General features: G+C 56.0%; 3 protein-coding genes. 1 reads left to right on the top strand and 2 read right to left on the bottom strand.

Annotation, left to right across the window (positions count from 1 at the left end; genetic code table 11):
- Positions 1–509: ABC-type transport auxiliary lipoprotein family protein (locus ACOSYY_RS17055; protein WP_421664000.1), on the top strand; the 509-nt coding region annotated here is incomplete at its 5' end.
- Positions 510–568: 59 nt separating this feature from the next.
- Here ACOSYY_RS17055 and ACOSYY_RS17050 read toward each other — a convergent pair.
- Both ACOSYY_RS17050 and ACOSYY_RS17045 read right to left on the bottom strand, forming a co-directional pair.
- Positions 569–1,333, bottom strand: coding sequence for a 4'-phosphopantetheinyl transferase family protein (locus ACOSYY_RS17050; protein ID WP_421663999.1), 765 nt, complete (start codon positions 1,331–1,333; stop codon positions 569–571).
- A 54-nt stretch (positions 1,334–1,387) separates the two neighbouring features.
- A partial coding sequence (locus tag ACOSYY_RS17045) for a non-ribosomal peptide synthetase (RefSeq protein ID WP_421663998.1) occupies positions 1,388–4,014 on the bottom strand: 2,627 nt, incomplete at its 5' end.

Below are 4,014 nucleotides of genomic sequence, written 5' to 3'. Positions count from 1 at the left end.
GCGACGCCCGTTCCGGCAAGCTTGAAGGTCCGGTGCTGTTGGTGAGCCAGCCTCAAGCCGAGCCCGGATTCGAGACGCAGCGCATGGTGTATGTCAAACGGCCGTACGAACTGGAGTACTATGCGGTGAATCAATGGGCCGATACGCCGGTGCGCATGTTCGCTCCGTTGATGGTCCAGGCGCTCAATCAGACGGAAGTGTGGGGTGCTGTGATCCCGCTGCCGAGCACGATCCGCGGGGACTATCGCCTTGATACTCACGGCTTCCTCTTACAGCAGGAGTTTTTCCAGCAACCGAGTCATGTGCGGGTGATGATCCGGGCCCAGCTGGTCGACTTGAAAGAGTCGACTGTTCTGAGCTCGCGGACTTTTGAGGTCGTGGAGAACGCTACGAGCGAGAATCCCTATGGGGGTGTTCAGGCTGCCAACCGAGCGGTCGTCGTGCTGCTCAATCAAATCGATTCTTGGCTTCGGCAATGCGTACAGCACTCGCCAGAGTGTAGTCGTTGAAGAATCTTGTGTTGCGCTCGGTGGAATTGAGCAAAGCCAGCACACTACAAGAAGAGCCGTTACAGGTGCTCGAGGCCGCATTGTTCAACCGCATGTAACCTCTGGGCGGCCACCGCTGCTTCCCATCCCTTTTCACAAGGGAGTAAACGAACCCGCAACGTATTTGGGAACTGAGCACCCAATCGGGTTCGAATATCCGTATTGAATCGGTCCGCATCAAGGAAAATCTCGCAATCGGGCAGTCCCCCGAGACCGATACCTTGCGCCTTGAGCAACGCCTCTTTCGCAACCCAGTAGCGGAAGAATCTCGTTGCGCGCTGCTCCTCAGTCGCCCGCATGATCGCTGTATGTTCGGAGTGAGTGAAAAAGCGCTCGGATAGATTCGCAACCTCGATGTCCGCGCGAACGAATTCAAGATCGACTCCGATCTCCTGCGCTTTTGAGACGCCGATGAGCGCACGACCATGGGCATGGGACAGATTGAACGTGATTGCGGACCGATCTCTCAATTCCCCCATGAGAGAGGGCTTCCCTGTTTCACCGCGAACCAGCGCGACCACATCGGGATTGACTCCAAGATACCTGCTCAGCACTGCCCTGAGGCCTCCGTGAGCCAACACGTAAAATCGACGGTCTTCCTCTCGGACCAGGCGAGCCGCCCTGTGGCGCTCGACTTCATCCAACCACTCCGCGCACAGCTTCAAACAGTGTGATGATCCGTCGAGCTCAATCGCCCAGAGATGAATGGCATTCGGTTCTAGGGCGATGCGATCCTGCCGGTTTGTGCCGGTTAGGCGCTCGATCGACCGGAATGAGATCAGCACGGTGCTATCCTGAACGACATTGCCTCCAATGTCGAGCAATACGAGGTGCCAAGATCACGCAGCCCTGTTGTTCGGTCGGACGGGTGTATAGGAACAGTTTTCGTCGATATAGTGGCGAATATGGGAGGACACTTCCTCGACATGCGGCGAAGCGACAAGCTCTACGGTACGACGAGCTGCAATCTTTACAGTTTGACATCCTCCTTCTGCCAGCTCGTTCCATGCATATCTCGTATCTTGCGCAGTGACTCGTTCCGCAGCCACGATGTTGAGCACGCGTCCAGGATATGGACGAATGGTATAGCGAGCGACCGCATGGAACATCGCTTGTTCGATGCGTTTGATCTGACGCCGTCTCAGTTCTTCTCCCGTCGGTCTTTGTAAAAGTGACAGGACTTTGCCGCATTTTCGCCGCATGACGGACCACCAATCTTTTGTGGGGCTACGTCGAAGTTCGCCAAGGGTGCGCATGGCTATCGAGAAAATGGTCAGCGGCAATGCAAGCCCGATTGGGAGCGGATTCTGATGGGAGCGATACGAAGCCGGATGCCAGCTATTGATTACCACCGGTGTGGCCTCCGTCTTCAGCGCGATCAGTTGTTGCGCCATCTCATAGGCGACCAGTCCGCCGGTACATGCGCCGATGATGACGCATGGCCCTTGCGCGAAGCATGCGCGTATTTCAGCAATGTAATGTTTTGCCATCTCCGGCACTGACCCAAATGGTTCCGCTTTCCCGTCGAATCCACGCGCTTGTAAGCCATACACCGGGTGGGCCTGACCCAGAAGTCTACCCAACTGAGCCAGCCATAACACATCGCCTTCGACTCCCGGAATCAGAAACACAGGGATGGATGAGCCGCTGGGCTGAATTGCAACGAGTGATTGCCATGGCGGTAGCCATTGTTCTTGTATAAGAACGGCTGTGAGCGCGGCAATGGTCGGTGCCTGAAACAGAGTAGCCAGAGGAAGGTGTCTCCCATAAACCTTTTCGATGAGGTGGAACAGTTGGGCCGCTTTGAGCGAATGGCCGCCGAGGTCGAAAAAGTTATCGTGAATCCCGATTTTGTCGATCCCGAACACCTGTTGCCACAAGGCCGCCATTTGGACATCCATTCGATCGCACGGCGCAACATGAGTTGGATCACTTGTCGGAGCGGAGGTCGGAGATGGCAATGCCTGCCGGTCGACCTTGTTATTGGCCGTCAAAGGCATGGTCTTCAGAAAGACAAAGAGCGAAGGGATCATATAATCCGGGATCACCGATCGCAGAAAGGTTCGCAGCTCCGCCTGGCTTGGGATAGGTCCCTCCTGGCAGACCACATAGGCCACCAACTGTTTTACACCTTGCCGATCGTCCCTTACCATGGTCACGGCTTGACGGACAGATTGATGGCGACTCAGCGCGGACTCGATCTCACCCAATTCGATTCGAAACCCTCTGATCTTGACTTGGTGATCCAAGCGACCGAGGTGTACGATGCGACCATCAGAGCGATACCGTGCCAAGTCTCCCGTTCGATACAATTTCGCGAGTGGATCATGCGAAAATGGATGAGGGATAAACCGCTCGTGTGTCAAATCGGGCTTGCCGCGATAGCCTCGTGCTAGTCCCTGGCCTCCGATATAAAGCTCGCCGGAAACGCCGATGGGAACCGGTTGAAAGAATTGATCCAGAATGTATACTTCTGTATTCGCAATCGGTCTCCCGATAGTTATCTCCCGATCAGTCCGTTCGATTCTCTCGATCGTGGACCAAATCGTGGTTTCGGTCGGGCCATACATATTCCACAGAGCAACGCTCCGATCCAACAATGACGCCGCCAGATCAGGGGGAAGAGGTTCCCCTCCGCAGAGTACCGTCAGTCTGTTACTGCCCCGCCATCCCGCCTCAATCAGCATTCGCCATGTGGCAGGCGTTCCTTGCATGATCGTCGGTTGAACGGCTTCGCAGAGAGCCCGCAGTTGCCGTCCGTCCATTGCAACTGCGCGACCGGCGATCTCGACCCGAGCTCCGGTCAGTAACGGCACATACAACTCCAGGCCGAAGATATCGAAGGAAATGGTTGTAACGGACAGCATGATATCTTCAGCCGAACTTCCCGGCTCTTGTCGTATCGAACACAGGAAGTTCACCAGGGCTCGGTGCGGAATCTCCACGCCCTTAGGCTGTCCCGTTGAACCGGATGTATACAGGATGTACGCCAGGTCTTGAGGAGCCGCGATCGCGCCGAGGTCGTGGTCGGCTTCCTGCGCGATGCTTGCCTCCTCTCGATCAAGACGTACCAAGCGGCAGATGTGAGCATCAAACCGATCGGATAGATCCGTAGTTGTCAGTACGGCGGCAACCGACGCATCATGCATCATAAACCGGAGCCGATCTCGTGGAAACTCAGGGTCGAGAGGGACATAGGCCGCGCCGCTTTTAAGCACGGCCAGCAATGCGATGACCATCTCCAAGGATCTCTCGAGGCCAATCCCCACCGTCATGCCCGGCTTGGCACCCAACGTTCGAAGATAGCGCGCCAGCCGATTCGCCCGGACATTGAGCTCACCGTACCGCAGTGTCTTCTGTCCCATTGACGCCGCAATGGTGTCAGGCGCCCTCGCGACCTGTGCTTCAAATAACTGAGAAAAACATTCAGACTCTGGATACTCTCTTTGCGTGCGGTTCCAATCCT

It is taken from the genome of Nitrospira sp. BLG_2 (genome assembly GCF_049222245.1).
The sequence above is the reverse complement of the archived record's forward strand: the minus strand, read 5'-3'. Positions and strand labels throughout refer to the sequence as shown.